Below are 22351 nucleotides of genomic sequence, written 5' to 3'. Positions count from 1 at the left end.
TTTCGAGTCACCGAAGTGTGTGGAGATGATAACACGATCCCACCCTATTCGACGCGCTCCACGCGGCATATACAGCGGTTCGTCACGGAACCCAACAATATGAGTGAGCGGCTCTGTTGAAATCTATTCTTCAGATATACAATATGGTGAAACAGCCGGTGGCTAAAGACTGCTAATCGCGCGAGTATTCAGATGGTCTTACCAGCCGTCAACAAGCCGATCATCTTCGTCAACCTGAATTAGAGTCTCATTCGGATCAAGTCCTGATGAGAGATCATTAAGTTGACGCTGGTCTCTTTTTGAGGTATCTTTCCCAGTATCGATTTCAACTACAGGGTCACGCCCAAACGGATTATCAGCGGTCACATCGGGGATCCGGCCGTTTCGTTTCTTTGGGTCCGGGTATTCTGATGTGTGATCGGCTCGAATGTCTGAATAGCCGAGATCTCTGAACAAGTCTGCCTGGGACTCTACACGATCATCATGGTCATCGTCGCCGCCGAACAGATCGAACATGTGGGCTAATAACATATCCCGTAACTAAGAATTGTCGGTGAAACAACTACACAAAACAATCCGTGCGTCCTCTGTATTGACCAGATCGGAGCAAAACAGATCACCTTTTCAGGGCTCAACAGAACCACCTGAACCTGTCTGAGCCGACTATACCTATGTCGTGGGGTCCATAGGCTTATACATATGGAGGTGATAACATAGGATGACGGATGGCGTCCTACACCACCATCGAAGATTGGAAGGATGTCAAAGATGGCTACGTTGTCAGTGTGACCATCCGGCAGACGGAGGATGAGAAGTACCCGAGCGGGTGGGACTACGGTCTACACCTCGGGGAAGTCGGTGGCGACACCATCCTCCGCTACGACAACGCTCACGAACGGAGGAAAGGTCACGAGCGCCACATCGGGGACGATGTCGAAATCATTCAGTTCCCAGAAATGCTGACGCTTTACGACCGCTTCAAGCGTGACGTTGAAGAAATGACTCCCGTTTCGTGGGACTGGTCAGAGTAGGACGCCTCCGGGAGAGACATACCATGCCCACACTCAAAGTCACCGTCGGCGAACGCGACCGCCTCGATCAGCGCACGCGCAGTCGCATCAAGGCCGCTCAGGAGGGTGAGGATCTCGACGACGCCCAGCCGGTACTGAACTTCGGCTCGTACGCTGAACTCAGCCGACTCCTCAGTCCGAAGAACTTGGAGTTGTTAGAGGCAATATCTGAACACGAACCCGAAAGTATCCGCGAAGCTGCCGAACTGGTGGACCGGGACTACAAACAGGTTCACCGAAACCTCTCTGAACTCGACGATATCGGCGTTATCGAGTTCGAAGGTGGCGGAGCAGGTCACGCGAAGAAACCGAAACTGACCTACGACGGCCTCGAAATCGACATTCCCTTTGCGAGATCTAACGGGGACATCGGCGCGGCAGCGCCCTAACGGCCACCCGCACCCGGGTTGGTCAATCGTCGCTGCTTCCTTCCCGTATCTCACCAGATCGGCCGCGAGCTAACTTAGTACAATTAGGAGATGGGCAAACTCAGTAGGTCGAGTATTCGATGACCCGAACCGTCGACCGCACTCCACAGCAGCTCACGACGCCGAGAGTGTCTTTTCGCTGCCGACTGCGCATGGATATCGACGCTCAGCATATACGGCTGCGAGCCTAACTGGTGATAGATGCGGTGGGATCCACGACCCGCGCTCCGGCGACTCTCGAGGCTGGTGACTCCAATGACGCTCACACAAACACAGATACGCGAGTACGACCGCCGTGCGATGGATAGTGCGGAGACTGCCACGGCGACGTTCGGAATCGGCTGCTTCTGGGGACCTGATGCCCAGTTCGGTGCGATGGACGGCGTCGTTCGTACCCGGGTCGGCTACGCCGGCGGTACAAAACACGATCCGACGTATCACGCGTTAGGCGACCACACGGAAGTGTTCCAAGTTGAGTTCGATCCCGACACGGTAGCGTATCGAGACCTTCTGAATCGGGTGTTTGAATCACACAATCCGCAGCACCAGACCAGAAAAACACAGTATCAGAACATCGTGTTCGCTGGGACGGAAGACCAACGAGCAGTCCTCGACGAATTTCTCACGACGCGAGGGCTCACTGCCGATGGGATCGGAACACGCATCGAGCAGCTCTCACGCTTCTATCCTGCTGAGGATTATCACCAGAAGTACAAGCTGCGGTCCGTCTCCTCGCTCATGGACGCGTTTGAGACGGCGGGATACGGCGACGACGAGTTGCGTGAGTCGCCAATCGCTGCCAAGCTGAACGGGTACGCCGCTGGGCACGATGTCGGCATTGACGAGGAACTTCCGACAACCGATCGCGGGACAGCCTAGACTGTCAGGTCGTCCCCCATGAGACTCACAAGTTCACAGAACTGCTGGCGGAGCGCGGACGAGGAACGTTGATTCCTAGCTCAGAGAGCTACCTCGTACTCGGAAGCCAGTGTCTCGAACTCTTCCCATCGTGGTGTGTTGTCCGATGCGGTCTCTCCTTCTGAGCGAAGAAGTTCTATGAGTTCCGTCACGATGTCCTCGATACCATAATAGCTCGCGGAATCTTGGAAATCGTCGTCTGACAATTCCTCTTGTACGACGAGAAAGAATTCCAACAGGGCCAAAGATCAAAGTAGCACTAAACCAATTTCAGTACTCATGAGCGATTCTCACGACGCAACGGTCTTCACTGTCACGAGCCAGGGGGAGGTGACGATCCCCCAAGACTTTCGTGAGAAGCTCAACATCGACACGCCGGGACGAGTCCGGTTTATTGAAACTGAGGAAGGAGAGGTGGTGATTCAATCGGTCAAGCGCCCGTCCGATATTCGCGGTGGACTTGCGTCTGAGAGCGAAAAAGAAGAGAGATCAGCCACGATGGAACTCTGTGACGAGCGAGATCGAGACAAACAGAAGACCGATGAGAAGGGTGGGCTATCAGAGCAAGATAGATGACGTCCATCTTGGATGTCGAGACGTTACTGGTCTCTGAATTCTACTGTGTAGCCGTTATTGCGAAGTGCTTCAACAAGCTCATCCCCACGCTCGATTGTGAACTCATGGAACGAGTTAGTGGGGCTATCTGCCGAATACAGCTCTGAGTCGATATTCTCCGGAATTTCGTTTTGATGGGTATCTTCTTGGACGACAACGGGCTGGCTGGGTACGTGGGTAGAACTGCTATCTTCTGACATTCGGACATCCCGTGTTACAACCATTCGGCCATTTGAATTCCGATTCCGGTTTCTGTTGAGAAAGCTATCTGACCCGATCGCAGACGCCGAAATGGGACCGCTGTAGTCGGAGTCCACCAGAACCTTCAGCTGCGATACAGAGACAACCGAAGCAGTACTTCTCACCCGACACTTTTCGTCGAGGATCATGTAGTGTGACGTATGGATACCGATCGAGCTCGTGGTGTTCTCTGTGGGATCGCCTGTGGAGATGCGCTTGGCCGGCCGGTTGAGTTTGTGTCTGCGTCCGAGATTCGGGCTGAGCACGGGCAGCTCGACGAGATGATTGGGCACGGAACGTGGAACCAGCCCGCTGGGACGATCACAGACGACACCGAGCAAGCGCTGTGTATTGCGCGGAGTCTCGTTGAGCAACACGAGTTCGATCCGGCAGACATTGCCGAGCGGTTCGTCGCGTGGTATGACAGTAACCCGTTCGACATCGGACGGATGACGATGAAGTCGCTCAGCCGACTGAAACACGGTGACGAGTGGGACGAAGCAGGCCAGCACGTCTGGGAGACGAGCCCTGAAGGCCAGAATGCGGGCAACGGGAGTGTGATGCGATGCGCGCCGCTCGCCATTCCGTACGCGACAGACCGGGAACGACTCGTGGAGGTGAGCCGCCAGTCCTCGCAGATCACGCACGCTGACCCGCGGTGTACGTACGGCTGCGCGGTGCTGAACCTCACGGTGGCAGGCCTTCTTGAAGGTACAGACACGCCGTTACAGGACGCGCTTGACAGCGTCGGTTCAGACGCGCCTGGTGAGCTTGTGACGGCGCTTCAACCGCTCGCTCGTGGTGACTCTCTCGATACGTTGGAGACGTCAGGGTACGTCGTTCACTCGCTACAGACGGCGCTCCACGATGGGTTATTCGCAGAGAATGCCGAGGAAGCAATCGTGACTGCGGTCAATCGCGGTGGAGATACCGACACGATCGGCGCGATTGCGGGTGCGGTCGCAGGTGCGCGGTTCGGGGCGTCACAGCTTCCGGATCGGTGGCTGAGTGCGATCGATGAAGTTGGGGAACTCGAATCGCTGGCAACACAACTTGTGGAAGCAGAGTGAATTCTGGGTAGGTATCAGCGAGTCGGATATCAAACACCTATCTCAATGAGCTAGTGGTAGCTGCCGAGAAAAGAAGGGTAGTTCACTCTGTGTCGGCGTGTACTTCCGGGAGATGTGGCGCTATTCAAAGGATTTTGTGTTGAGACTACATCTCGGGTGAGCGGAGCGGAGGTACAAGTACATCGGAAGCTGGGGCGCGAGCATCTGACATCGACTCAAGGGTGACCAAACGTCGTGGATTACAAAAGAAAGTTCTGCTCCGAGTTCTCTAGTGATTAGAGAACCTGCTACAGATCGGCTCTATAGTGTGAATGTCGCGGATACGAAATCAAAGCTGATTCCGAAGAGCCGCGATTGTTTAACGAGGGTTTTACGCTGCTGCTTAGATGACGCGGTTCTGCAGGTAGTCGAGGTGTTTCGCGTTGTAGACGATCTTGACCTCGTCGGTTGCCGGGCTGCCGATACAGGTGAGGCGGACGTTCTTCTCTTCGACCTCCTCGTCGGAGAGGATCTGTTGCATGTCCATCTCGATGTCGCCTTCCTTGACGATGGAGGCGCAGTTCGCGCACGCGCCGGCACGGCACGAGAAGGGCCAGTCGTAGCCCTGCGCCTCGGCCGATTCGAGGATGTACTCGCCCTGATTCACTTCGAGGGTACCGTAGTCTTCGGCGTCGAGGCCGGCGTCTGCGGCCTCCTCGAAGAGGTTGTCGTCGTCCATCGACCAGCCGTGGTCGTCGAGCACTTCGTAGTTGAGGTATTCTACTGTGGGCATCACCTGATGGTTTGAAGCCCACCTCATTAGGCTTTGCTGTTCCCCACCCGATCGCTTCGAGAACGGGCGCCGACGACCGAACAAATTCGGCCCGATCAGACGAGTTTCGCGGCGTCGAACGCTCGGATCGTTCCCGTCCACCCGGCGACCCGCGGCCGCTCGCGTGACAGACGGTTATCATGACTGATACGGGGTGGGTAACAATAAATAGCGTACGGCGCTCAGTACTCACCGATGGAGGAGTCCGTCGTCGCCGACTTCGTCGGTCGCGTCCACGCGGGGACCCTGAAGACCGACGAACCGGTGACAGGTCGCGTCCTGCTGAGTCAGCGACGGTTAGTCATCGCGACGGACGACGGGAAGGAGACGGTCCCGCTCACGCGGGTGTTCGACGTCGTCGTCGGGAGCGTCCCCGGCGACCTGCGCTCGTTTTTCAACGACAGCGTCACCGTCGCGTACGAGCGCGACGGGTCGCGGCGCGCGGCGCTCGTGGAGGGCGAGCCCGAGGACATGGACCGGTTCGTCAGGCTGCTGTTCAAGGCCCTGCTGCGGAACGTCACCGTCACGGTACGGCACCCGGCGAAGGTCGGCGGGCGCGTCACGGACGCGAGCGACCACCGCGCCTCGGTGTCGGTGTCGCCGGGCGAGATCCGGTTCGAGAACTGCCCCGAGCCGTTCGCCGTCGACCTCTCCGCGGTGATCGACTACGAGCGCACCGACCGAACCCTCGGCGGGAAAAAGCGGCCCGCGCTCGTGTTCCGGCACGTCGCCGACGGCCGAACGGTCACGTCGATCGCGACCGTGCCGAACGAGCGCGCGCTCAACATCCTCGGCCGGTACATCAAGATCGAGTACGACGAGGCGATGGAGGACCTCGACTCCTTCGACCCGACCGAAGAGCAGCTGGAGATACTCGTCTCCATCTACTCCGCGGGCGGCGAGGCGAACATCGCCGACGTGATCACCGGCGACGTCGCGCAGACCTCGATGATCCTCGACACGCTCCGGGAGGCCGACCTCGTCGCGGACGGCGAGGACGGGACGACGCTCACCCGGAAGGGCCAGATGATCGTGAGCTCCTACCTCGAATCCGTCAACGCCTGACGACCGGACACCGCGGTTCGGGGCCGGACGCGACGCTTCCGCTCGGGGGAAGTTTCAAGCTCTTGTAACCGTAGACATCACTCATGCGAGATAGTGACCACCGCGGGGGCAAGACGCCGCTCGACGCCGCGGCCCGCGAGCGGGGAATCGACGCCCCCGACGAGACAGGGGCGGCCGGTTCCTCCGGGGAGAAAACGACCCGGGGCGACGCCGCCGGGACGGGACCGCGGGTCGCCCGCGTCCCGGCCGACCACGACCACGACACGTTCTCGGTCGAGGGGATCGACACCGACCGCCGCGAGGGGCTGCTGGAGGCGGTCCTCCGAGACGTTGACGGCGTCAGCGCCGCCTCGGCGACGCGGCGCAACGGGACCGTCGGCGTCCACCACGACCCGTCGCTGACGCGCGACGCGCTCCGCGAGGTGTTGGCGGAGTGCGGGCTCGTCGTCGCGTCCGGCGACGAGGCGTTCGAGGCGCGGCGCGCGTCGCAGTTCGCGTCGGCCCGCGTCGCGGTCGCGGTCCTGTTCGGTCTGATGGTCGCGACGCCGTACATCGCGGTGTTGTACCCGACCCGGATCGAGTGGCTGTTCTACGACCCCGTGACGGTCCAGTACCTCCAGTCGATCCTCGACTCCCAGATGACGACGCACTTCTTCATCAACCTCGGCGCGCTCTCCGGGATCGCGTTCCTCGTCGCCTGCGGCCCCACGATCCGCCGTGCGTGGGCGGCGGTGCGCGACGGCGAGTTCACCAACGAGGTCGCGTTCGTCGGGAGCGTCGCGGCCCTCTACGGCTACAGCACGCTGACCGCGTTCACCGGACTAGAGGGCGCAGTCCACTACGACCTCGTCGCCTACGCCGTCGTCGTCGCCACCCTCTGGACGCAGTTCGGCGTCACTGACGCCGCGGTCGACCCGGCGTCTCACGGCGAGTCCGCCGCGGAAGCGGCCGACGCCGACCCCGACGAACCGGTCGCGATGACGGACGGCGGGCGCTGAGGAAGCTCCACGCGGTACCGCCTTCCCACCTTTCTTCGACGCCGTCGCTCGATCACTCGGCCGCGGACTCTGCCTCCGCGACCGGCGTCCCGTTCTCGTCGACAGCGACGACGCCGTCTCTCGTGACCTCGTCGCCGACAGCGAGGACGTCCCCCCACGACTGCTCCTCGACGACGGTGTTGACCATCAGCCGGAAGTCGTGGTCGAAGCGGTCGCTCACCGTCCACTCCGGTAGCGTCTCGCGGCGCTTCCGGACGAACCGCTCGCGGAACCCGTCGATCGCGGCGCCCGTGTCCGGATCGCGGGAGGGGACGACGCAGCGCTGACACGGATTGACGCCGATCAGCTCCGTGTCGCCGACCGCGACGCGGACGCCCTCCCCGTGGTCGGCGAACAGTCGGTCCTCGAAGAAGGCGGGGCAGTCGTCCACCACGACGTTCGGCCGGAGCCGACGGCGCATCTCGGTCGCGTCCGCGACCGCGTCGAACCACGACGCGACCGTCTCCAGCGTCGCACGGGAGACGACCGTCGGGCCGTGGGCGGCGCGGTCGTCGGGGAAGCCACCGGCCGGGTCGCGGACGAGGTCGACCTCGTATCCGAGGTACTCGCCGACCCAGCCGGCGAGGTCGTCGCCCCCGTCGGGGAGCGCGAAGGTGCGCTCTCCAGCGGGCGCGCGCTCCGTCGCGGGCCGCGAGAGCGTCACGGCCGTGGGCGTCGCATCGGTCGGGCCCGCGAGGTCGTACTCGGCGCGGAGCCCGTGGATCGCCGGCTCGCTCTTCCCGTTCACGTAGCCGCCGCCACCGCCCACCGAGGCCGTCTCGGGGTCGACGCCGGCCTCGACGAGCGCGTACGAGCGGTCGCCGCGGAGCGCGCCCTCGGGACCGATCGCGGCGCGGTCGACGGCGACGCCGTCACAGGACTTCAGCGGGTAGGCGACGAGTTCGGCGACGCGAGTCATACCCGTGGTTCGACGGGGCAGGACAAAAGCGATCGGCCACCCGGCCCTCCGGGTAGCGGTTCACGGGAAAACCGACGGCGGCGTCGGCGACGGCGCCGATCCGCTACCGCGTCACCGGCGCGGTGACGGTGCCGATCGATTCGACGACCGCTCGCACCTCATCGCCGGGCTCGATGCGCGCCGCGCCGGGCGTCCCCGTGCTGAACAGGTCGCCCGGCTTCAGCGTCATCACGTCGGAGTGGAACGAGACGATCTCCGCTGGCGGGAACAGCATGTTGCGGACCTCGTTTTCGGCCGCCACCTCGCCGTTGACCTCCGTCCGCACGGAGAGGGCGTCGAGGTCGAGCGGCCCCTCCGGCACCGCGAGCGCGGCGCCGGGCACGAGGAACGTGTCGTAGCTCTTCGCCCGCGTGAGGAACCGCGGGTTCCGCTGGAGCACGTCTTCGGCGGTCATGTCGATCACGGGGAGAAAACCCGCCACCACGTCGTCGACGTCACTCTCGTCGACGTTCCGGCAGGCCCGGCCCATCACGACGGCCAGCTCCGCCTCGGCGGTCACTCGCTCGCTCTGTGACGCCGGCGGCAGGCGGATCGGGCCGCCCGGCCCGGTCAGGACCGACGACGGCTTCATGAAGCTCGCCGGCTCCTCGGGGCGCCGCTCGTCGAGGTCGCCGGCGTGTTCCGCGTAGTTCAGGCCGATCCCCCACAGCTTCCCGAACGACCCCAGGGGAGGGCCGAACGACAGGTCCGCGGCCGGAACGGGGTCGGCGGTCGCGTCGGCGACGTCTCCCAAGTCGCCCGCGGCCGCCAGGGGGAGCGCGTCGCAGACGCGCTCTATCCCCGGTTCGACCGCGCCGAGGGGGACGTACCCCTCGTCGCCGCCGAGCAGCGGGTCGCCGGTCGCCGTGCGCGCGAGGTACTTCACCGCGCGTTCGCTCCGTTCATCTCACTCCTCCCGGTCCGTCCAGAAGTCGAACGAGCGCCCGGGCGCGAACACGTCGAGCCCGACCGCGCGCTCGTCGCCGGTGTTCTCCACCCGGTGGGTCTCGTTGGACGCTAGGAGCACGGAGTCGTTCTTCTGGAGCGTGACCTCGTCGTCTTCGGTCGCGACCGTGAGCTCGCCCGCCAGGCAGAGGCAGACCTGCTCGTTCTCGTGGTCGTGCATCGGCGAGCTGTGGCCCGGCGGCTTCTCGAACCACTCGAAGGAGAACCGGTCGCTGCCGGCCATCGACACGCGCCGCCAGCCCTCCTCGGGCTCGTACGTCTCCGCGTCGTCGAACGCGACCGGCCTCATAGGTTCGCACCGGTCGAGCCGCCGTCGATCGGGAGCGCGGTGCCGTTGACGTACCCCGACTTCGGCGACGAGAGGAACGCCACGGTGTTGCCGAGCTCCATTGGGTCGCCGATGCGCTCGAGCGGGTTCCCCGCCCAGTCGTCGAGCCCCGCCTCGTAGGAGTCGTAGTCGCCGCGCTCGACGGCGGCCTCGACGAGGTCGCGGATCCGGCTCGTCTCGTGGGGGCCCGGCAGGACGGCGTTCGCGCGCACCTCCGGGGCGAACTCCTTCGAGAGGGTCTTCTCCAACCCGATGACGCTCATCCGGACGGAGTTCGACAGCACGAGGCTGTCGATGGCCTCCTTGACGCTCCGAGAGGTGATGTTGACGATGGTGCCGCCGTCGCCCTCCTTGAGGTGGGGGTACGACTCCCGGGCCAGGCGGACGACGCTCATCACGAGCAGGTCGTAGGCGTGCTGCCAGTCCTCGTCGTCGGTGTCGAGGAACGCGCCCGACGGCGGGCCGCCAGCGCTCGTCACGAGATGATCGATCGTGCCGAACTCGTCGGCGGTCGCCTCGACGAGCGCGGCGATCTCGTCGGCGTCCGTCAGGTCGGCGGAGTGAGCGACGACCTCGCCGGTCGCGAACGCCTCGACCTCCGCTTTCGCGTCCGCCAGCCGCTCCTCGTCGCGCCCGTTGATGACCACGTCGACGCCTTCGCGGGCGAGCGCCTTCGCCGATGCCTTGCCGAGTCCGCTCGATGAAGCCGTCACGAGGGCGGCGTTCCCGTCGATCTGTAGGTCCATGTTTCGTCAATTCCGAGTGTCGCGTGAAAACGTTTCCCTACAGGCGACGGACGAGGGGGATCGGCGGGCGCTGAGTCGGAGCCGCGGAACCGTCACGCCGCCCGGTTTCCACCGTCTCGACCGGCGAGAGTGTACTTATTTATCCTTGGGATCGAAGAGGTTCGCATGCTCGACTACTTCGACACGGAGTCGACGCTGTCCGAGGAGGAGCGCCTGCTCGTCGACTCCGCCCGATCGTTCATCGACGGCGAGGTCGACGACGTGGGGCAACACTGGATCGACGGCACGTTCCCCACGGAGATCATCCCGAAGATGGGCGAGATGGGCTTTTACGCGCCGAACCTGGAGGGGTACGGCCTGCCGGGCGTCAGCGAGCGGGCGTACGGCCTGCTGATGCGCGAGCTGGAGGCGTGCGACTCCGGGCTCCGGTCGATGGCGAGCGTCCAGGGCGCCTTAGTGATGTACCCGATCCACGCGTTCGGCAGCGACGCGCAGAAGGAGGAATGGCTCCCGAAGCTCGGCGCCGGCGAGGCCGTCGGCTGCTTCGGACTCACGGAGCCGGAACACGGGTCGAACCCCTCCGCGATGGAGACGATGGCCGAGCCCGACGGGGACGAGTACGTGCTGAACGGCTCGAAGACGTGGATCACGAACTCCCCAATCGCGGACGTCGCGGTCGTGTGGGCGAGGGACCACGGCGAGGAGGGAACTCCCGTCCGCGGATTCCTCGTCGAGACTGACCGCGACGGCGTCACGACGAACGAGATCGACGAGAAGCTCAGTCTCCGCGCGTCGATCACCGGCGAGATCAGCCTCCAGAACGTCCGCGTTCCCGCCGAGAACCGCCTCCCGGGCGTTGAGGGGATGAAGGGCCCGCTGTCGTGTCTGACGCAGGCCCGCTACGGCATCGCGTGGGGCGCGGTCGGGGCGGCCGCGGACTGCTTCGAGGTCGCCCGCGAGTACGCCACCGACCGCGAGCAGTTCGGGAAGCCGATCGGCAGCTTCCAGCTACAACAGGAGAAGCTCGCCGAGATGGCGACGCAGATCACGCTCGCGCAGCTGCTCGCCCACCGGCTCGCGGACCTCAAGGAGGCGGGCGAGATGCGGCCGCAACACGTCTCGATGGCCAAGCGCAACAACGTCAGGACGGCGCGCGATCAGTCGCGGATCGCCCGCGAGATGCTCGGCGGCAACGGGATCACCGCCGACTACTCGCCGATGCGCCACATGGCGAACATGGAGACGGTGTACACCTACGAAGGTACCCACGACATCCACACGCTGATCCTCGGCGAGGACCTCACCGGAATACAGGCGTACCAATAGCGCCGCGGGCCCCGAGCGGGCGTCCACGGCTCAGAACACGCCGGCGATGAACCCGACGCCCATGACGATGAGAACCGCCGCGGAGAACGCGGGCAGGTACGGCGTGTACCGCTCGACGCGCTCCCTGGAGCGGTGGTAGCCCGCGATGAGCAGCATTGTGAGTCCGACGATGCCCGCGATGACCGTGAGCGCGTAGGCGCTCATCAGTTCGAGACAGTAGTTCGACCCCGCACACAGCGCGATGATCTCGAACTCCTCCTCGTGGGCGAACCCGAGGACGAACGCGAACCACGCGATCCCGAGGAGCCCCCGGTCGGCGCTCTCGTCGAAGCCGTCGTGCGAGTGGGAGTGGCCGCCGACGAACGGGAGCGCGCCTTTTATCTGGGCGAGTCGTCCGCCGCCGTCGTTGCTGTCGTGTGAATGCTCGTGGTCGTCGCCGTCGTGTGAGTGGCCGTGGTCGTGCTGGTCCTCGCCGTCGTGTGAGTGGCCGTGGTCGTGGCCGTGGTCGTGCGCCTCACCCGGAGACCCGTGCGAGTGGCCGTGGAAGTACTCGCGGACGCCGAGCCCGATCAGCAGGACGCCGGCGACGAGGCTGACCGGGCCGCCGATCTGAACGCCGCCGAGCACCGTAATCGGCTCGTTGACCTGCGTGAGATCGAAGTAGCTCTTCGCATAGAAGAACGCCGCCACCATCGCAAGGCTGCTGACGAGGTGGCCGAACCCGATGATGAAACTCGCCGCGAACCCGTACAGCCACTTGTTGGTCTGATCGAGCGCGTACGAGGCCGCGACCGGCCAGCCGTGGCCCGGTTCGACGCCGTGGACCGCGCCGAGGAGGATCGCGCCCGCGAGCGGCCCGAACAGTTCGCTTGAGAGCATCGGTGTGCGAGGGTCGGGAACGGGGCCGTTTAGCGGTTGTTAGTACCGAACCGGGGGGAACGTAATACGGAGCCTCTTGTGTCCCCGGGTTCGACGACCAGGTGATGCGAACGAGTTTCAACATCCCCGACGAGCTGGTCGCGGAGTTCGACCGGACGTGGCGAGACGAGGGGATCGAAAACCGGTCGCGGGCGGTGCGGGAGGCGATGCTGGAGTTCGTCGAGTCGCACTCGCGGCTCGAGGACACGTCCGGCGAGGTCGTCGCGCTCGTCGGCTTCGACTACCGCCACCACGACGTCATCCGAGAGCTCCACGGCGCCCAACACGAGTACCAGGACGTCATCCTCAACACGAGCCACACTCATCAGGGCGAGTGGTGTCTCGAGTCGCTGTTCTGCCGGGGGGACGCAGAGCGCGTCCGCGAACTGACGTACCGGCTCCGCGACTTCGACGCCGTTCGACGGGTGAAGGTGATGCTGATCCGCGACGGCGACGAGTAGCGCGGGAGCCGCGCCGGTTGCCGGAAAGGAGTCAACAAGCTTCCCGGAGACGGCCTCCGGTCTGCGGGAACGCTAGCGGCTCTCCCGCTGTTCGACATTGTTCAAGTCGCTAAAATCCATAATGGATTCTTGAGAAATAGTGTCCATCAACAGTCCGACACGACAGAATTCAGGACACAAAGGGCGTGTATCGGTGGCGTATTTAATTGAGATGCCCTTGCTCTACGGAGAGTCGTTCCGATCGGGTAGCGCGTCTCCAACGAGTCGATCAGTTCGGATCGGGTTGCTCGTTATCGCGTTGCTGTCGAAGCGTGGACCGCGCCCGCTCGACGTAGGAGTTCGACGACCAACTGCGAGCGTCACTCATCTCGGCCAAGAACTCGTCGGCAGCGTCCGGCGAGATCGCGTCGTTGCGAACCAGTGCGGTGAGGAGGATGGGCGTCGTGACGAGGCGGGTCTCGGCCAGCGAGGCGTGGACGAGCGCAAGTCGATTGAACTCGTCACAGAGCAGTTGCACGGCGTCGATATCGTTCGCCAGCGTGACCGCCGCGTTCTCGCCGTCGTCCAGCGGGAACGTCTCGTCCAGTTCGATGGAACGAGTCTCCAACGCAGAGCGACGGTCGAGAGCCGCCCGCGCCGCCTCACCGGATGCGTCGTCGTAGGACGCGGTCTCGATGAGTTCGTCGACGACCTGCTCGGGGACGACCACGGTGTGCGAATCGAGGAGAAGGTCGAGTGGATTCGGTGAGGTGCCCGCCACCGTCCCGAGGCTTACGAGAGCCGACGTGTCGGCGACTATCAGAACCATCTACGAGTCGGCCAGCTCCTCCGCAACCTCGTCCACGAATTCGTCGGCCAGTTGCTCTTTCAGCAGTCGGAAGTTGGCGGCCTCCTCGTGCCCGACGAGGTCTTTCAGTTCCTCGAACGTGATGTCGTCGTCGTAGAAGGCCTCCGCGATCTCCTGTTTCACTTCGTCGGAGTGCGCGGCGTCCCGCAGGTAATCCCGAAGCGCGGAGATGAGGATGTCCGTCCGATCCGTCTCGAACACCGCAGCGAGCGCGTCGGCCCGGTTTACCAGTCCCCTCGGTGCGCGGAACTGGACGCGCTTCTTTTCGGACTCGGAACTCATATGTGTACGTTGTGAGCACAGGGGCAAAACGCTTGCTCCCTTATCACCACCATATCCTTCGGAGCCACCGAAACCGGACATGGTGTTTTTCATCGAGCCTGAATCGAAAGAGCAGCTATCGGAAGGTAATTCCGCAGCCAAACCAGTTATAAACGGCCTAAGACGCCTGTTTGTGGCTACCGAGACTCACGCTGCTCGACCTTGTTCAACTCGATCAGCAGCCGGAAGATCGCCTTCACGAGGTTCGCGTCCACGTCGAAGCGCTCGGCGTTCTCGCCGGCGCGCTCCATCACGCGCTCCTCTTGGCCCTCGTCCGTCGTCGGGAGGTCGCGCTCCTCCTTGACGGCCGCCACGGTGTCGGCGACGTACGTCCGGCGGGCGATCAGTTCGACGATCTCGCGGTCGATGTCTTCGATCTCGTGTCGCAGTTCGTCGAGGCTCCGGTCCTCCGCGTTGGGTGTGTCGCTCATTGGTGGGTAGTGGGGTCAGTCAGTGGTGTTCACGGCAGTCGTGGTGGTCACGGGCGCTCGACGGCCGCGCCGTCGTTCCTAGTCGTGGTTCGCCGCAGCGCTCCCGGGCGGTCGCCCCACGCGTCGGCGACCGCGTCGAGGTCCGTCTCGGGGTCGGCGGGGTCCGCGACGGCGACGACGCTCGGACCGGTGCCAGAGAGCGACACCGCGGTCGCGTGCGGCATCGCCTCGACCGCGGGGTCGGCGTCGAAGCCGAGCGCGGCTGAGAACGCCAGCCCGTTCACGGTCATCGCCTCGCCGTAGCGGCCGTCGAGCGCGAGGTCGGCGACGAGGTCGGCCATCGGCGCCACCGCCTCGCAGCGCGCCACGTCGGCCTCCGCACTGTAGGCGCGCTCGGGCGGCGTCCACACGAGGACCTCCCAGTCGACCGTCTCGCGGACGCGCAGTTCGTCGGCGCCGTTGTCGGTGACGGTGACGCCGCCGAGCATCGACGCGGTCGCGTCGTCAAAGGCGCCCGTAACCGTCACGCCGGCCTCCCGGGCCGCGCGCACGCCGAGCCGGCAGGCCTCCAGGCGGGTGACGTCGACCGCGGGGTCGTCCGGGTCGTCGCCGACCGCGTCGTCACTTGCGCGGCCGCCGTCGCCGACCGCGAGCCCGAGCGCGTCGCAGGTCGCGAGGACGGTCGCGTTGGCGGCCGCGCTGGAGCTCTTCAGCCCCGCCGCCAGCGGCACGTCGCTGTCGGTCCGGACGCGGCCGCCCTCGCCGTCGCCCCAGCGCTCGGTCGCGAGCGCGACGCAGCGCTCGATCAGGTCGGTGTCGGCGGCGGCGTCCTCGGCGATTTCCCCCTCGACGCCGTCCGCTTCGGGGTCGAGTTCGACCGTCGCGCGCGTCTCGACGTCGATGCCGAAGGCGGCGCCCGTACCGGTCGCGAGCGCGTTCAACACCGTTCCGGCGCCGAGCGCCGCCGCCCGTCCCTCCATGGGTCCACGGCTCGCGAGCGCAGACAAAGAGGTAGCGATCACGGCGAGTCTCTCGGCCGGCGAGGGCCGGAGCCGTAGCACCGGTCGGATCCTCTCAGATCGGTTCCGCGCGCCTGACCGCCGCGTCGACCGCGTACCGGGCCGACTCGGGGCGGACACTGCTCCGTCGGCTCGGGAACGTGATCTCCACCTCGAACCGCCGGGGCCGCGAGCCGTCGAACCGGTTATCGCCGTTGAACCGCCGCGTGACGTAGTCGAACGCGACGGAGTCGCGCTCGTCCGATCCTGCGGGCGTCTCGTACGCGTCGACCCGGAACTCGACGGTTCCGTACTCGAACCGGCCCGCGTTCTCGACGGTCAAGCGAGCCGTGACCGTGGTCCGCCCCCCGCCTTCGGTCACGTCCAGAACCGTCGCGTCGGTAACGACGAGCCCCGACCCGTCGGGACCGACTTCGTCGGGCGTCGTTTCGTCGGCGTCGTCGCTCCCCGAGTCGTCTCCCGCTTCGCCGCCGTCGTCGCCCGAACCGCCGCCGCCGTCGCTGTCCGAGTCATCTGAGTCATCCGAGTCATCCGAGTCGTCGCCGCTCGCGCCGTCGTCCGTCTGTCGAGTGTCGGAGTCTTCCTCCTCCGAGGTCACGAGGCAGCCGGCGAGCAGTCCGGCGGCGCCGACCGCGAGGACGCCCCGCCGCGACGCGCTTCGGATCGGTCGGCCGGCATCACTAGGGTCCGAGCGCCAGTCGGGGCGGGTCATCGCATCACCGTCCCGAGGACGCCGGTCGACGCGCCGACGGCGCCGGAGACGAACGCGGTCGCGATGGTCGGTACGAGCGCGTCGACGAGCCCGTGCGCCTGCGTCGCGGCGTCGCCCTGCGAGACGACTATCACGGTGACCGCGACCAGCCCGTACGCCAGCGCGCCGAGGCCGGTCCCGAGCCCGCAGGTCGTCGCCGCAGAGACCACGCCCCGCGCCCGCGAGCCGACGAGGACGCCGAACACGCCGGCCAGCGGGACCGCGGCGATGAGAACGGTCGCGGTCGCGGCGAGGTACGACTGGGCGACGAACACCGGGCCGAACCGCGCGGTCTCGCCGGTCGCGGCGGTCGCCAGCGCCGCCTCCGCCCACCCCGTCGCGGCCGCGCCGACGATGCCGACGCCGGCGCCGACCAAGGCGAACGCCGCGGCCACGAGGCCGATCTGGTCGGCGTTCACGCGCCGGTCACCCACCCGTGCCGTAAGCGGCCGTGCCAGCCGGTCCGCTCCTCCCACGCGTCGCCGGAGAAGCCGGTCGCGAGCAGGAACTCGCCCGCTCGGACGACGTACCCGTACTGGACGCCGGCGTGCTCGTCGAAGCCGTACCGGTCGCCCTCCGCCTCGCGGTGGTAGAACCGGTGCCAGGCGGTCGGCCCATCATCGGTCTCGGCGTCGCCGTCGGAGCTGTTCTCACCGTCGGAGCCGTTCGCATCGTCCGAGCTGTTCCCGTCGAAGTCGGAGCCGGCGAGGGTCGCTTCGGGGTCGATCGGGGCGCGGCCCTCCGTCGATCCCTCGTCGAGGGCCGCGGAGAGCCGCGCTTCGGCGGTCTCGGCGTCCGGGTACCGCTGGACGTAGACAGGGACGCCGCCGAGTTCGCGGGCCCACCCCTCGAACGCCTCTCGGCGTCGGTTCCCCAGGGGAGGGCGGTCCGCGAACGCGACGAACAGCTCCTCCACGCGGTCCGCCGGCCGCGGAATCGGGCCGAGCCGCGCGCGCAGTTCGCGCCGACGCTCGGAGGCGAACGCGTCGCCGTAGATCCGCGGGATCCGGTCGCGGTCGACCTCGTCGCGGTCGTACGGCCGGTGCGCGAACGTCGAGAAGCCGCGGCTCGCGACGGCGAGCTCGACGAGCGTCCCACCCGTGACGCGCCCCCGTTCGCGGTCGTCCGTCGGCAGCGGCGCCAGCAGCCGGCGGAACATCCGGTTGTGAATCGGGTCTCGCGAGAACGCGTCCTCGACGTAGGTAGCCGTGCCGATGCTCGCGAGGTCGGTCCGCATCCGGTCGAGCTCCTCGAGCGCGCGGTCGATGTCGTCGCGAGGGGCAACTCTCCGCAGCACGCCGACGTGGCGCTCCGTTAGATCGCGGATTCGGATTCCGGGTGAGAAGTGCGGTTCGAGGGCCTCGGCCGCGCGGTCGGCGGCGGTCTCGCCCGCGGCCGCGACCTCGTCGACCTGCTCGGCCGTGATGGCCGCCTCCTCGTCGACGGTCGCGCGGACCGACCGGACGGTCGCGACCGCGTCGGCGACCGCGTCGCGGTAGGTCGCGACCGCGTCCGGGTACTCGGTCGCGAACCACACCGCGTCGTCGACGACTTCGCGCGTCGCGTCCGCCAGCGCGGCGTTCGTCACCGGCGGGGCGCCATCGGTCTCCTCGGGCGGGTCGTCGGGAGGGCCGTCTTCGGGCGGGTCGCCGCCGGGGTCGTCCCCGTCGCCCGGCGCGTCGGCGTCCTCGGGGGCGTCGGGGGCGTCAGGGTACTCGACGCCCTCGACGCCGAGACACCCGGCGGTCCCGACGAGGGCGGCGCCGACGCCCAGAAGCGTCCGTCGCGTCCGTTCCATGACACGCACTCCCCACGGCAGGGACTTAAATGTGGCACGCCAATTCTCGCGGCTGAGGGCGCCCCGTCGCGCGGGGGAGAGAGGGGGATCCAGTCGGGTCACCGACCGCCGCGCGTCGGCGCGGCCCCGAGCGCGTCCCTTTTGAGGCCGGCACCCCGAGCGTCGCGTATGTCCGCGCCATCACGCAGCGACGTGCCGCCGACCTCGATCGGCGTCGACCTCCGCGAGGAGGGCGTCGTCGTCGAGTACCTCGACGGCCGGACGACCCTCTACCGGGGCGTCCCAGAGTCCGCCGAGGGATCGGTGACCGCTGGCCCCGGCAAGGAGACCCATGTCCTCGTCACCGACCCCACGGAGACGGAGGGCGTGATGACGTACGTGAACGACTACAAGACCGACGACGAGATCCTCGAAGAGTCGGGCGTCGGCCGCGTCGTCGTCGAGGATAGCGAGCGCGACGAAGTGTTCCCTGGCGTGATCGTCGGCCGGGACGGGCGGCGCAACGAGGTCGTCGCCGACCCCGAGATCGCCGGCGGGCGCGTGTTCGTCTTCGTCGAGGACGGCTGGACCGAGGGGAGCTACGAGATCGTCGAGGGCCCCGAGGACGGCCTCGACGCGCATCGGTGACGCCGACGAGTGGGCGGCCGTCCGGGGGGTCGATGCGATGAGCCTCGCGAAACCCTGGCGCGACCTCGACCGGTCGGCGGTCGGGAGCGCCCCGGACCGCTACGCCCTGTACGAACTCGGCGACTCGGACGGCGACACGGTCGGGTTCGGGACGGGCGTCCTCCGCGACGAGCTGAAGGAGGCGCTCGCGTACGGCGACGCCGCCAAGGTGCGGTGGGAACTCGCAGACTCGCCCGAGCACGCCGAGCGGCTGCTCGCGGACCACGTCGGGGAGTGACCGCTCCGTCGGCGCGGTTCGAGCGACCGGGAACGACCGACAGACGAAAGTCCGGTCGCCGCCGAGGGAGCGACATGAGCGACGAGGCCGAGACCGACGGCGACGAGGCCGAGACCGACGGCGGCGACGAGGTGCTTCGCGCCAGCGACATCGGCGGCGAGGGGCCGCCGGTCGAGGAGAAGCCCTACAAGATCGTCTTCGAGGCGAACAAGTGCTTCGGGGCGGGGAAGTGCGCCGAGGTCGCCGACAACTGGGTGATGGATGTGGTGAGCGGCATGGCGAAGCCGGAGGCGTACTACATCGGCGAGGAGGACTTAGCCGAGAACGTCCGCGCGGCCGAGGCGTGCCCCGCGAAGAAGGACGCGGGCGTGATCCACGTCGTCGACCGCCGGACGGACGAGGAAATCGCGCCCGACCCGCACGGCGACGGGACGCTATCCGTCGACTGGTAGCGCGCGGCCGCATTTCCGAAAGGGGTTTCACCGCGCCGCCGGTAGCCGAATCAGAGCGGGGGTGGCTGAGCCTGGCCAAAAGCGGCGGACTTAAGATCCGCTCCTGTAGAGGTTCGAGGGTTCGAATCCCTTCCCCCGCACTCCTGCGGCGAGCAATCCGCGAGCCGCAGGTGTAGACAAGGAAGGGATTCGAACCCAGAAAGTCGCAGCCCGGAACGGCGAGCGGAGCGAGCCGCACGCCCGGACCGTCTTTCGTTGGTTCGAATCCCTTCCCCCGCATATCGCGGCGCTCACGGTGTGTGAGCGCCGCGTCTCTGATTGAAAGGGATTCGAATCAGGGAGGTCGCGCGCAGCGAAGCGAGCACGTCCGACTGTGGTTCGAATCCCTTCCCCCGCACTCCTGCGGCGAGCAATCCGCGAGCCGCAAATGTAGACAAGGAAGGATTCGAAGCAGCGAACGGAGTGAGTGAGGTTCGAATCCCTTCCCCCGCATATCGCGGCGCTCACACACCGTGAGCGCCGCGTCTCTGATTGAAAGGGATTCGAATCAGTGAACGGGAGGTGAGCGAGGTTCGAATTCCACGGGTGCGAATATGGTTGATTGTTACTATTTCCGGAGGACAGGACACCTCGGCGGTCGTATGTCTCATGAATTAAGTACGGGGGAAGAGAATGTGCCCTGAATGGATGACTCGGGACGCGCCGAGTCGAACCGCGGACTCGGCCGATACTCGTCGCTTCTCCCGGGTTTGGTGTTTGTCGCAGGTAGTTTAATATTCCTTATAGGAATTGCGCAGGGCGTTCTGGAACTGTTCGGAGGCGGGTCGGTCGTGATCGCGCTGTTCAATCTCATCCTCGTTGGGATCCCGGGGACGATCCTCATGTACGCCGGGTATTGGATGCCTCGCTCCGACATCGAACCGGAGTACTATCCGCGGGTCATCGCGAGGATTGTCGGCGGTACCGGGGTGATGTTCGGCTTCATCCTGTTGCGGGACCTCCACCCCGGGGTTACCGTCGAGTGGTCGGTCGGGACGCAGTCGATCGCGCTGATGATCGGCTCTATCGGTGGGTTACTGATCGGCATTCAGGAGTCGAAGGTGCGGATCCGAACGGAGGAACTCGAAGCGAGGACGTGCGAACTCAAGGACCGGGAACGCCACCTCGAACGGCAGAACGAACGGTTAGACCAGTTCTCGGACGTCGTCTCACACGACCTGCGGAACCCGCTGAACGTCGCCAGCGGACGGCTGGAACTGGCCCGAGAGGAGTGCGACAGCGACCATCTCGCGGACGTGGAGAACGCCCACGACCGCATGGAGGCGCTGATCACCGATCTCCTGACGCTGGCGCGGCAGGACCAGTCCCCGAGCGAGTGGAGCAGCGTTCGGCTCGCGGATCTGGCCGAGGGGTGTTGGCGGAACGTTCAGACGGAGGAGGCGACGCTGCGTCTCGTGACGGACGGGACGATCCGCGCCGACGAGAGCCGGACCGGCCAACTGTTCGAGAACCTCATCAGAAACGGCGTCGAACACGTCGGTTCCGACGTGACCGTGACGGTCGGCGACCTCGACGACGGGTTTTATCTCGAAGACGACGGTCCCGGTATCCCGCCCGGTGAGCGGGGTGACGTATTTAAAACGGGACACACCACCTCGGAGCAGGGAACCGGCTTCGGACTGAGTATCGTCGAACAGATCGTCGAGGCCCACGACTGGGAGATCCGAATCACGGAGGGCACGAACGGCGGCGCCCGGTTCGAGGTCACTGGCGTCGAGTTGGCGGCCGAGTGACCTCCTCCTCGCCGTAAACGGCGAGGCTTCCCACGGCACTACACCGCTGGGTTGGGATATTTGCTGGTTCACGGCCTGTCGGTATGACAGGCCGATGGCGTTCACGAGAACGCTGTTCTCGTGCAGCCCATCAGAAATCGAAGATTTCTGAGGACGGGGCCACACCGCCGTTACTCCTATCCCGGCAGGGGACTCGGAGTTATCTTGACCGAGACACCACAGCGGTTCGAGAGTGTGTCTCGAACGTTCTGGGCCTCGGAGTCCCGATATTGTGCATTTGAGTGGGCGGTGTGACCGCCTCGGTGTACGTCATGCTACGATACACTATTAGTTAAATATCCGTATTGTTGCTGAACGTAGGTTGTGGAGGCGTTGTCGGATTCACGCCCGCCGTGAACGGCGGGATTCTCTCCTCGAAGAAAGATAGGGTCCCCGCGTCGATGGGGCGCTCTCCGAACGACCACGCGCGCCCTCCGAACGACCACGCGCGCCCTCCGAACGTCCGCACCCGGCCGCCGAATCGGCGAGCGCGACGGCGCTAACAGCAGAACATGAAGGGGTAGACCAAGGCGACGCGGTCGCCCTCCTCCAGTTTCGTGTCGAAGCCGTTCTCGTTCTCGTTGAAGTGGCCGTTCACGAGGATCCGGGCGTACGCGATGGTCTGCTCGCCGACCGGGTTCTTCGACCACGTGCCGGGCAGCTCCTCCGGCGTCGGCGCCCAGCCGCTGTGGGTCGCGTCGGACTCCGACTCCGCGATCAGCATGTCCTGAAGCTGGGGGTAGTCCTCGAACAGCTCGTCTAAGAACGCGCGGAGCGTGTCGCCCTCGAACGCGTATTCGAACTCGTAGGCGCCGAGCTCCGTGCGCACGTGGCCGGTACACCGCACGGTGACGGTCGTCTCTGCCGCGGTCGCCGTCGCGTCCGCCGCGTCCGGGCTCGACTCCGCCGGCTCGCTGATTTGGGTCATACGCGTTCGTAGGCCGTCGGTCGGGGTAAGCCGACCCGCGAACATGTTCACGGCCATCTACGTTGCCGACCTGATCCGCAGGCGGTTCGTCCTCCGCGCGTCGGAGGACGA

At 65.6% G+C, this 22351-nt stretch carries 30 protein-coding genes and 1 tRNA gene; 14 read left to right on the top strand and 17 right to left on the bottom strand.

Annotated elements, in window-relative coordinates; genetic code table 11:
• Window positions 1–198: 198 nt before the first annotated feature.
• Complete coding sequence (locus tag F3H13_RS12460; protein ID WP_149799343.1) at window positions 199–516, bottom strand: hypothetical protein; 318 nt, start codon at window positions 514–516, stop codon at window positions 199–201.
• Between the two features lie 209 nt (window positions 517–725).
• Here F3H13_RS12460 and F3H13_RS12455 point away from each other — a divergent pair, with 209 nt between their 5' ends.
• The 3 genes from F3H13_RS12455 to F3H13_RS12445 all read left to right on the top strand — a co-directional run bounded on the left by F3H13_RS12455 (window position 726) and on the right by F3H13_RS12445 (window position 2377).
• Complete coding sequence (locus F3H13_RS12455; protein ID WP_149799342.1) at window positions 726–1031, top strand: toxin-antitoxin system TumE family protein; 306 nt, start codon at window positions 726–728, stop codon at window positions 1029–1031.
• Between the two features lie 23 nt (window positions 1032–1054).
• The gene (locus F3H13_RS12450; protein WP_149799341.1) at window positions 1055–1459 is read left to right on the top strand and encodes an HVO_A0114 family putative DNA-binding protein; all 405 of its coding nucleotides are present in this window, start codon (window positions 1055–1057) and stop codon (window positions 1457–1459) included.
• A 294-nt stretch (window positions 1460–1753) separates the two neighbouring features.
• Complete coding sequence (locus F3H13_RS12445) at window positions 1754–2377, top strand: peptide-methionine (S)-S-oxide reductase MsrA (protein ID WP_149799340.1); 624 nt, start codon at window positions 1754–1756, stop codon at window positions 2375–2377.
• Between the two features lie 80 nt (window positions 2378–2457).
• Here F3H13_RS12445 and F3H13_RS12440 read toward each other — a convergent pair whose 3' ends face one another.
• On the bottom strand, window positions 2458–2652 hold the full coding sequence (locus tag F3H13_RS12440) for a hypothetical protein (RefSeq protein WP_149799339.1): 195 nt from the start codon (window positions 2650–2652) through the stop codon (window positions 2458–2460).
• Between the two features lie 43 nt (window positions 2653–2695).
• Here F3H13_RS12440 and F3H13_RS12435 point away from each other — a divergent pair, with 43 nt between their 5' ends.
• Window positions 2696–2992 carry an AbrB/MazE/SpoVT family DNA-binding domain-containing protein gene (locus F3H13_RS12435; protein WP_149799338.1) on the top strand — a complete coding sequence of 99 codons (297 nt, stop codon included), beginning with the start codon at window positions 2696–2698 and terminating at the stop codon, window positions 2990–2992.
• Window positions 2993–3015: 23 nt separating this feature from the next.
• On the opposite strand, the gene F3H13_RS16395 is transcribed toward F3H13_RS12435, so the two are convergent.
• The gene (locus F3H13_RS16395) at window positions 3016–3231 is read right to left on the bottom strand and encodes a hypothetical protein (RefSeq protein WP_149799337.1); all 216 of its coding nucleotides are present in this window, start codon (window positions 3229–3231) and stop codon (window positions 3016–3018) included.
• 201 nt (window positions 3232–3432) lie between these two features.
• Between F3H13_RS16395 and F3H13_RS12425 the strand changes: the two genes are divergently transcribed.
• Entirely contained in the window at window positions 3433–4341 is a 909-nt protein-coding gene (locus F3H13_RS12425) for an ADP-ribosylglycohydrolase family protein (RefSeq protein WP_149799336.1), read from the top strand.
• A gap of 382 nt (window positions 4342–4723) precedes the next feature.
• On the opposite strand, the gene fer is transcribed toward F3H13_RS12425, so the two are convergent.
• The gene (gene fer, locus F3H13_RS12420; protein ID WP_149799335.1) at window positions 4724–5113 is read right to left on the bottom strand and encodes a ferredoxin Fer; all 390 of its coding nucleotides are present in this window, start codon (window positions 5111–5113) and stop codon (window positions 4724–4726) included.
• Between the two features lie 234 nt (window positions 5114–5347).
• On the opposite strand from fer, the gene F3H13_RS12415 reads away from it, so the two are divergent.
• Window positions 5348–6217, top strand: coding sequence for a CheF family chemotaxis protein (locus tag F3H13_RS12415; RefSeq protein ID WP_149799334.1), 870 nt, complete (start codon window positions 5348–5350; stop codon window positions 6215–6217).
• An 83-nt stretch (window positions 6218–6300) separates the two neighbouring features.
• Window positions 6301–7215, top strand: a complete 915-nt coding sequence (locus F3H13_RS12410; protein ID WP_149799333.1) for a hypothetical protein — start codon at window positions 6301–6303, stop codon at window positions 7213–7215.
• A gap of 52 nt (window positions 7216–7267) precedes the next feature.
• On the opposite strand, the gene F3H13_RS12405 is transcribed toward F3H13_RS12410, so the two are convergent.
• The 4 genes from F3H13_RS12405 to F3H13_RS12390 all read right to left on the bottom strand — a co-directional run bounded on the left by F3H13_RS12405 (window position 7268) and on the right by F3H13_RS12390 (window position 10252).
• Window positions 7268–8173: an MOSC domain-containing protein gene (locus F3H13_RS12405; protein WP_149799332.1), complete on the bottom strand. Its 906-nt coding sequence runs from the start codon at window positions 8171–8173 to the stop codon at window positions 7268–7270.
• Window positions 8174–8276: 103 nt separating this feature from the next.
• A complete protein-coding gene (locus F3H13_RS12400) occupies window positions 8277–9098 on the bottom strand; it encodes a fumarylacetoacetate hydrolase family protein (RefSeq protein WP_149799331.1) in 822 nt (273 codons plus the stop codon).
• Window positions 9099–9119: 21 nt separating this feature from the next.
• Window positions 9120–9467 carry a cupin domain-containing protein gene (locus tag F3H13_RS12395; protein ID WP_149799330.1) on the bottom strand — a complete coding sequence of 116 codons (348 nt, stop codon included), beginning with the start codon at window positions 9465–9467 and terminating at the stop codon, window positions 9120–9122.
• Entirely contained in the window at window positions 9464–10252 is a 789-nt protein-coding gene (locus tag F3H13_RS12390) for an SDR family oxidoreductase (RefSeq protein WP_149799329.1), read from the bottom strand. The genes F3H13_RS12395 and F3H13_RS12390 overlap by 4 nt, the downstream gene beginning before the upstream one ends.
• 165 nt (window positions 10253–10417) lie before the next feature.
• Between F3H13_RS12390 and F3H13_RS12385 the strand changes: the two genes are divergently transcribed.
• Complete coding sequence (locus F3H13_RS12385; protein WP_149799328.1) at window positions 10418–11578, top strand: acyl-CoA dehydrogenase family protein; 1161 nt, start codon at window positions 10418–10420, stop codon at window positions 11576–11578.
• Between the two features lie 30 nt (window positions 11579–11608).
• Here F3H13_RS12385 and F3H13_RS12380 read toward each other — a convergent pair whose 3' ends face one another.
• Entirely contained in the window at window positions 11609–12457 is an 849-nt protein-coding gene (locus tag F3H13_RS12380) for a hypothetical protein (RefSeq protein ID WP_149799327.1), read from the bottom strand.
• Between the two features lie 104 nt (window positions 12458–12561).
• Between F3H13_RS12380 and F3H13_RS12375 the strand changes: the two genes are divergently transcribed.
• Window positions 12562–12957: a CopG family ribbon-helix-helix protein gene (locus tag F3H13_RS12375; protein WP_149799326.1), complete on the top strand. Its 396-nt coding sequence runs from the start codon at window positions 12562–12564 to the stop codon at window positions 12955–12957.
• Window positions 12958–13225: 268 nt separating this feature from the next.
• Here the strand turns inward: F3H13_RS12375 and F3H13_RS12370 are convergent, their stop codons facing one another.
• From F3H13_RS12370 to F3H13_RS12340, 7 genes are all read right to left on the bottom strand, one after another.
• Window positions 13226–13765, bottom strand: a complete 540-nt coding sequence (locus F3H13_RS12370) for a hypothetical protein (RefSeq protein ID WP_149799325.1) — start codon at window positions 13763–13765, stop codon at window positions 13226–13228.
• Window positions 13766–14086, bottom strand: a complete 321-nt coding sequence (locus F3H13_RS12365; protein ID WP_188128062.1) for a hypothetical protein — start codon at window positions 14084–14086, stop codon at window positions 13766–13768.
• A 176-nt stretch (window positions 14087–14262) separates the two neighbouring features.
• A complete protein-coding gene (locus tag F3H13_RS12360) occupies window positions 14263–14556 on the bottom strand; it encodes a chorismate mutase (RefSeq protein ID WP_004596730.1) in 294 nt (97 codons plus the stop codon).
• A gap of 47 nt (window positions 14557–14603) precedes the next feature.
• On the bottom strand, window positions 14604–15536 hold the full coding sequence (locus tag F3H13_RS12355; RefSeq protein WP_149799324.1) for a shikimate kinase: 933 nt from the start codon (window positions 15534–15536) through the stop codon (window positions 14604–14606).
• Window positions 15537–15630: 94 nt separating this feature from the next.
• Entirely contained in the window at window positions 15631–16287 is a 657-nt protein-coding gene (locus F3H13_RS12350) for a hypothetical protein (RefSeq protein WP_149799323.1), read from the bottom strand.
• On the bottom strand, window positions 16284–16745 hold the full coding sequence (locus F3H13_RS12345) for a hypothetical protein (RefSeq protein WP_149799322.1): 462 nt from the start codon (window positions 16743–16745) through the stop codon (window positions 16284–16286). Before F3H13_RS12345 ends, F3H13_RS12350 begins: the two co-directional genes overlap by 4 nt.
• Window positions 16742–18124, bottom strand: coding sequence for a hypothetical protein (locus tag F3H13_RS12340; RefSeq protein WP_149799321.1), 1383 nt, complete (start codon window positions 18122–18124; stop codon window positions 16742–16744). Before F3H13_RS12340 ends, F3H13_RS12345 begins: the two co-directional genes overlap by 4 nt.
• Before the next feature lie 168 nt (window positions 18125–18292).
• Between F3H13_RS12340 and F3H13_RS12335 the strand changes: the two genes are divergently transcribed.
• The 5 genes from F3H13_RS12335 to F3H13_RS16670 all read left to right on the top strand — a co-directional run bounded on the left by F3H13_RS12335 (window position 18293) and on the right by F3H13_RS16670 (window position 21273).
• A complete protein-coding gene (locus F3H13_RS12335) occupies window positions 18293–18751 on the top strand; it encodes a DUF5796 family protein (RefSeq protein WP_149799320.1) in 459 nt (152 codons plus the stop codon).
• Between the two features lie 37 nt (window positions 18752–18788).
• Window positions 18789–19028: a DUF7508 domain-containing protein gene (locus F3H13_RS12330; protein ID WP_149799319.1), complete on the top strand. Its 240-nt coding sequence runs from the start codon at window positions 18789–18791 to the stop codon at window positions 19026–19028.
• Window positions 19029–19102: 74 nt separating this feature from the next.
• A complete protein-coding gene (locus tag F3H13_RS12325; RefSeq protein ID WP_149799318.1) occupies window positions 19103–19480 on the top strand; it encodes a ferredoxin in 378 nt (125 codons plus the stop codon).
• A gap of 55 nt (window positions 19481–19535) precedes the next feature.
• A tRNA-Leu gene (locus tag F3H13_RS12320) sits at window positions 19536–19620 on the top strand.
• Window positions 19621–20163: 543 nt separating this feature from the next.
• A complete protein-coding gene (locus F3H13_RS16670) occupies window positions 20164–21273 on the top strand; it encodes an ATP-binding protein (protein ID WP_149799317.1) in 1110 nt (369 codons plus the stop codon).
• 538 nt (window positions 21274–21811) lie between these two features.
• Here F3H13_RS16670 and F3H13_RS12310 read toward each other — a convergent pair.
• Complete coding sequence (locus F3H13_RS12310; RefSeq protein WP_149799316.1) at window positions 21812–22240, bottom strand: MoaD/ThiS family protein; 429 nt, start codon at window positions 22238–22240, stop codon at window positions 21812–21814.
• Window positions 22241–22351: the final 111 nt, after the last annotated feature.

Source organism: Halorubrum xinjiangense (assembly GCF_900102375.1).
In the GTDB taxonomy this organism is placed as follows: Archaea; Halobacteriota; Halobacteria; order Halobacteriales; family Haloferacaceae; genus Halorubrum; species Halorubrum xinjiangense.
Note: the sequence above shows the minus strand (reverse complement) of the source record. Positions and strands in the feature narration are given on the sequence as shown.

Excerpts from the sequence above, each read along its gene's own strand:
- F3H13_RS12370 (WP_149799325.1), bottom strand. The coding sequence starts at position 13,765 with ATGGTTCTGATAGTCGCCGACACGTCGGCTCTCGTAAGCCTCGGGACG.
- F3H13_RS12310 (WP_149799316.1), bottom strand. The coding sequence starts at position 22,240 with ATGACCCAAATCAGCGAGCCGGCGGAGTCGAGCCCGGACGCGGCGGAC.
- F3H13_RS12385 (WP_149799328.1), top strand. The coding sequence starts at position 10,418 with ATGCTCGACTACTTCGACACGGAGTCGACGCTGTCCGAGGAGGAGCGC.
- F3H13_RS12380 (WP_149799327.1), bottom strand. The coding sequence starts at position 12,457 with ATGCTCTCAAGCGAACTGTTCGGGCCGCTCGCGGGCGCGATCCTCCTC.
- F3H13_RS12325 (WP_149799318.1), top strand. The coding sequence starts at position 19,103 with ATGAGCGACGAGGCCGAGACCGACGGCGACGAGGCCGAGACCGACGGC.
- F3H13_RS12405 (WP_149799332.1), bottom strand. The coding sequence starts at position 8,173 with ATGACTCGCGTCGCCGAACTCGTCGCCTACCCGCTGAAGTCCTGTGAC.
- F3H13_RS12410 (WP_149799333.1), top strand. The coding sequence starts at position 6,301 with ATGCGAGATAGTGACCACCGCGGGGGCAAGACGCCGCTCGACGCCGCG.
- F3H13_RS12445 (WP_149799340.1), top strand. The coding sequence starts at position 1,754 with ATGACGCTCACACAAACACAGATACGCGAGTACGACCGCCGTGCGATG.
- F3H13_RS12330 (WP_149799319.1), top strand. The coding sequence starts at position 18,789 with ATGAGCCTCGCGAAACCCTGGCGCGACCTCGACCGGTCGGCGGTCGGG.
- F3H13_RS12435 (WP_149799338.1), top strand. The coding sequence starts at position 2,696 with ATGAGCGATTCTCACGACGCAACGGTCTTCACTGTCACGAGCCAGGGG.
- F3H13_RS12355 (WP_149799324.1), bottom strand. The coding sequence starts at position 15,536 with ATGGAGGGACGGGCGGCGGCGCTCGGCGCCGGAACGGTGTTGAACGCG.
- F3H13_RS12360 (WP_004596730.1), bottom strand. The coding sequence starts at position 14,556 with ATGAGCGACACACCCAACGCGGAGGACCGGAGCCTCGACGAACTGCGA.
- F3H13_RS12395 (WP_149799330.1), bottom strand. The coding sequence starts at position 9,467 with ATGAGGCCGGTCGCGTTCGACGACGCGGAGACGTACGAGCCCGAGGAG.
- F3H13_RS16395 (WP_149799337.1), bottom strand. The coding sequence starts at position 3,231 with ATGTCAGAAGATAGCAGTTCTACCCACGTACCCAGCCAGCCCGTTGTC.
- F3H13_RS12415 (WP_149799334.1), top strand. The coding sequence starts at position 5,348 with ATGGAGGAGTCCGTCGTCGCCGACTTCGTCGGTCGCGTCCACGCGGGG.
- F3H13_RS12335 (WP_149799320.1), top strand. The coding sequence starts at position 18,293 with ATGTCCGCGCCATCACGCAGCGACGTGCCGCCGACCTCGATCGGCGTC.
- F3H13_RS12450 (WP_149799341.1), top strand. The coding sequence starts at position 1,055 with ATGCCCACACTCAAAGTCACCGTCGGCGAACGCGACCGCCTCGATCAG.
- F3H13_RS12340 (WP_149799321.1), bottom strand. The coding sequence starts at position 18,124 with ATGGAACGGACGCGACGGACGCTTCTGGGCGTCGGCGCCGCCCTCGTC.
- fer (WP_149799335.1), bottom strand. The coding sequence starts at position 5,113 with ATGCCCACAGTAGAATACCTCAACTACGAAGTGCTCGACGACCACGGC.
- F3H13_RS12455 (WP_149799342.1), top strand. The coding sequence starts at position 726 with ATGGCGTCCTACACCACCATCGAAGATTGGAAGGATGTCAAAGATGGC.
- F3H13_RS12350 (WP_149799323.1), bottom strand. The coding sequence starts at position 16,287 with ATGACCCGCCCCGACTGGCGCTCGGACCCTAGTGATGCCGGCCGACCG.
- F3H13_RS12425 (WP_149799336.1), top strand. The coding sequence starts at position 3,433 with ATGGATACCGATCGAGCTCGTGGTGTTCTCTGTGGGATCGCCTGTGGA.
- F3H13_RS12460 (WP_149799343.1), bottom strand. The coding sequence starts at position 516 with ATGTTCGATCTGTTCGGCGGCGACGATGACCATGATGATCGTGTAGAG.
- F3H13_RS12390 (WP_149799329.1), bottom strand. The coding sequence starts at position 10,252 with ATGGACCTACAGATCGACGGGAACGCCGCCCTCGTGACGGCTTCATCG.
- F3H13_RS12375 (WP_149799326.1), top strand. The coding sequence starts at position 12,562 with ATGCGAACGAGTTTCAACATCCCCGACGAGCTGGTCGCGGAGTTCGAC.
- F3H13_RS12365 (WP_188128062.1), bottom strand. The coding sequence starts at position 14,086 with ATGAGTTCCGAGTCCGAAAAGAAGCGCGTCCAGTTCCGCGCACCGAGG.
- F3H13_RS16670 (WP_149799317.1), top strand. The coding sequence starts at position 20,164 with ATGGATGACTCGGGACGCGCCGAGTCGAACCGCGGACTCGGCCGATAC.